Source organism: Streptomyces sp. SBT349, from assembly GCF_001083795.1.
GTDB lineage: Bacteria > Actinomycetota > Actinomycetes > Streptomycetales > Streptomycetaceae > Streptomyces.
Genome location: NZ_LAVK01000500.1, coordinates 1 through 4,143, shown reverse-complemented (window position 1 = coordinate 4,143; position 4,143 = coordinate 1). Strand labels below are relative to the sequence as shown.

The window sequence follows — 4,143 nt, the reverse complement described above, 5'->3', positions numbered from 1 at the left end:
AACATCCATGATCCACATCGCGTCGATCGACAACCTTACCAAGCGCATAACAGGCGAGACCACACCAACCTGGCGAGGCACCTACTAGGGCATAAGCGGCAATCTGCCTACTTCAAACGCCCTCTCAGATCGCGTGCGAGAGGATGATGGCTATGGTGACTTCGTTGCTGGTCGCTGGTCGTCAGATGGCGGCTGGCGCCTGTGAAGGCATCATCGGCGGAGCCTGCTTCGCCTTGATGACGGGTGCAGCAGTGCCGGGCTGAGTCCAGCGCTTTCACGTACCGCCAACATTCACCGATTGCCGCTACCAACGTGTCCATGGGCGCCACGGCGGTTGCGGTACAGCAGCGGAGTACAGCAACCGCCGCGACCGGAGCCAGCCGCCATAGGCCCCAGGTGGCTGGTTGACCAGACCAGCAGACCTCGGCGACCTCCATGCCCGTAGTTCGCAACGAGGGGGTCAGGGGTTCAAATCCCCTCAGGTCCACCGGCAAGCGCCGTTCACTAGACCAGGTAGAACGGACAGACGAGATCCCGTCCGATCATTCCGATCGGGCGGGATCTTGGCGTTTCCGGGGTGTGTTCGAGGTGGTGTGCGAACGCGAACGCTCGCTGGGGCGGTTATCCCTCGGACTCCGGCCTGGCGGCTGAGGTGGTTCTGGGTGCGGAAGGGCCGTTGGGGCCGCCGCTGGGCGTGCGGGATGCCGCTGCGTGGTGCGGAGGTGTCAGGCGTTTGTACTGTTCACTGCCGGTCTGGGCGGTGGAAGCCCATTCGCGGTCACGGGTCCGGGTGTATGTCCGGTCACCTCGCTGGTCTCGTCCAGTTCGGCGCGGACGGTGGTGGTCTGCCCGGTCGCGTTCTGCGAGGTGGACAGGGCTTCCAGGTTGATGGTGCAGATCATCAGGGCGAGGAGGATGGTCTGGGCGACGCGGCCGTGGGCGAGCCGTTTCCTGGGGTCTGCGATGTCGATGCGGTGGCCTTTGGCTCTGCCGTTGATGCCCTCTGTGTTTGCCCGGATGGGTTGGTAGGCGTCGTGCCAGGACGGGTGGAGGTAGTGCCGGTCCTGGCGGTATTTGTCGAGCTGACCCAGGTCACCGGGATGAACGGTGATCGTGGGCTGCTGGCAGATCCTGGACAGTTTGTCCTTGGGTGGGGGTCGCAGACGCTCGGTCTGTGGGATGGGGACTGTGGGCTTGGCTGCGGTGTGGGCGGCGGTGGCGCGTGGGTTGGTGAGGTCCACGACGGCGGGCCGGGGTGCGGCGATGTGATGGACCTGGTTGAAGCGGGGGCAGGTGACCGAGGGGGAAGGCGCGGCTGCCGGGCATTGCAGCCGGACGGCGCCTCGTTGGTCTGGAGACTGCTTGAGCTTGAGGAAGAACGCCTCGCGGGCGGCGATGCGGTCGCCGAGCTGGGGGTTGGCGCCGATCTCGCGGACGGCCTTGTCATCCAGACCGGCAGTGGCACGGGCGAGAGCGGCGGACATGTGGGGGCAGGCGAGGGAGCCGTCGACGAGGAGGGCGCCGTGGTGGGTGCCCTGGACGCCGCGGTGGTCCTTCTTGTAGTCGAGGACGAGTTGGTGGCCCAGGCAGCGGGCCGGCTGGGAGAAGTGCGGGGTGGTCTGGTCGGTGTAGGCGCGGTCGGCGGCGAGTATCCCGGTCGGGAACCCGAACGGGGTGAGGGCGTGGATGGCGTTCGGCCTGATCCGTTTGCCGGGCGTGTCTAGGACAAGGCCGAGCGCGAACTGGGGATGAGCACTGACACGCGGGCCCACCTGCGCATGGCCTTGGGGGTGTCGTCGGCTGGCGGCGACAAGAAGGGTCACGGAGTACCCGAAGACGCCTTCCTCGGATCCGCCGCTGTAGTGCCAGCCCGCGGTGATCTCGACCGACCCCAGGCCACTGCGCTCGCCGGGCGGGCGGTGCCAGACGGGAACGGAGGTGGTGTCGACGCCGATGTCGCCCCGCCAGCCCTTGAAGTGGCCGCGGCGGTGGGCGAGGTGGACGGTGACCAGCACCGACCAACCGGTGCCCATCCCCTGTAGTCACGGCCTTGTTTCCTTGTGCTCGGGCAGCCAACGGCGACGCCTCACGCACGACCGGGGACAGCGGACACCCTTGCAGGGACTGGCCGTTCTTTCGTGCTCGAGCGCCCGCTCGGGGACGTCGCGGATCTGTCCCCCGTGGCGTGATCAGCCGGGCGGCGTGCCCTGGCCAGCCGGTTCAGGGTGCTGGCGCCTGGGGCGGGCGGGCGGCGGCTGTCACCAGCAGTGCCGACGCCGCCAGCACACCGCCCAGCCACAACGACCCCCCGGGTCCCGACAGCTCCGCCGCCCGGCCCCCCAGCAGCGCGCCCAGCCCGATCGCGACGTTGAACACTCCGGCGAACAGCGCGGAGGCCGCCTCGCGCGCCGCGGGAGCCGCCGCCATCAGCCAGTTCTGCATGCTGACCGACACCCCGCCGTACGCCAGCCCCCACACCACGACCAGCACGGCGGACGCCGCCATGCTGCCGCCCGCCGGCCCCAGCAGCAGCACCGTCGCCGTGAGCACCGCGGAGATCGCCAGCAGCGTCCGGCGCGGATCGCGGGCCGCCGCCGTGCCCCCGAGGAAGTTCCCTGCGATGCCGGCGCCCCCGTAGACCAGCAGCAGCGCGCCCATCGCCTCCGCCCCGATGCCATCGACCCGTTCGAGCGCCGGACGGATGTATGTATACGCGGCGAAGTGTCCGGTGACCAGCAGCAGGACCACCAGCAGGCCGGTGCGCACCGCCGGTGCCCACAGCAGCGCGGCGAGCGCCTGCAGCCGCACCGGTTCCCCGGCCGGCAGCGGAGGCAGCATCCACGCCAGAGCGGCGGCCACCACCAGTGCCAGCCCTCCTGCGGCGCCGAACGAGGCCCGCCACCCGGCCAGTTCGCCCACCAGCGTGCCGGCCGGCACTCCCAGAACCGAGGCCACCGCGATGCCGCTGAAGATCAGCGCGGTCGCCCGCCCCACCGACTCCCGCGGCACCAGACGCACGGCCAGTCCCGCCGCGACCGCCCATACCCCGCCGATGCACACCCCCACGAGCACCCGCGCGGCCAGCAGCACAGGGAAGACCGGTGCCAGCGCGGACAGCACGTTCGCCGCCGCAAGCAGTGCCATCAACCCCACCAGTACCGACCGCCGGTCCACGTGCCTCACCACGGCGGGCAGCAGGAGAGCGGCGACGGCCGCCACCAGCCCTGGCACGGTGACAGCCAGCCCGGCCGTTCCATCCGCGACGCCGAGCCCCGACGCGAGCGGCGTGAGCAGCCCGACGGGCAGCATCTCGGAGGTGACAACGCAGAAGGTGGCCGCCGCGACGGCCAGGACGGCGGCGGGGGCGCCCGCACGGGCCGACGGCGGCGCCGGAGGAGAGGTCTGAGGCATGCGTCCAGCCTCCGCAGTCCGGCGACCGGGAACAACGCCGAAGTGCTCATCCTTGAATGAGTCAGGCTCATCGATCGGAACGGGACCGGGAGGCATCGTGAGCGGGCTGGAGATCCGCGAGCTCGAGTGTTTCCTCGTGCTCGCGGAGGAACTGCACTTCGGCCGCGCCGGCGAGCGGCTGTACGTCTCGCAGAGCCGCGTCAGCCAGTTGCTCAGTGCCCTGGAACGCCGGATCGGCGCGCGGCTCGTCGAGCGCAGCAGCCGCCAGGTGGCGTTGACACCCCTCGGCGAACGCTTCCTGGCCGAGCTGCGTCCCGCCTATGAGACGCTGCGCGCCAGCGTCGAGGGCGCCCGCGCGGCGGCCCGCGGAATCGCCGGAACGCTGCGGATCGGCTTCCAGGGAACGGCGGACGCACGGCTGCTGCGCGCCATCGCGGGCTTCGAGTCGGAGCACCCCGACGTTCGCACGAAGGTCACCGAGATTCCGCTCGCCGACCCCTTCGGGGCCCTGCGCCGCGACGAGGTGGCCGCCGCGATCGTGCTGCTGCCGGTGGCGGAGCCCGACCTGGTACTGGGCCCTCTCTTCTCCCCTCAGCGGCAGACGCTCGCCGTTCCCGTAGGCCACCCGTACGCCACCCGGGCCGAGCTGACCGCGGACGAGATCGCCGACGCGCCGCTGATCGCGCCGGACCACCCCGCCCCCGCCTACTGGCGGCAGGCCCAGGCCCCCAC

At 70.6% G+C, this 4,143-nt stretch carries 3 protein-coding genes; 1 reads left to right on the top strand and 2 read right to left on the bottom strand.

The features are described from left to right. Positions 1–725: 725 nt before the first annotated feature. Together ADY01_RS33635 and ADY01_RS33630 are read right to left on the bottom strand one after the other, a co-directional pair. Positions 726–2,033, bottom strand: coding sequence for a hypothetical protein (locus tag ADY01_RS33635; protein WP_049580553.1), 1,308 nt, complete (start codon positions 2,031–2,033; stop codon positions 726–728). Between the two features lie 187 nt (positions 2,034–2,220). Continuing rightward, entirely contained in the window at positions 2,221–3,411 is a 1,191-nt protein-coding gene (locus tag ADY01_RS33630; RefSeq protein WP_049580552.1) for an MFS transporter, read from the bottom strand. Between the two features lie 97 nt (positions 3,412–3,508). On the opposite strand from ADY01_RS33630, the gene ADY01_RS33625 reads away from it, so the two are divergent. Continuing rightward, on the top strand, positions 3,509–4,143 hold a 635-nt coding region (locus ADY01_RS33625; protein ID WP_049580551.1), incomplete at its 3' end, for a LysR family transcriptional regulator.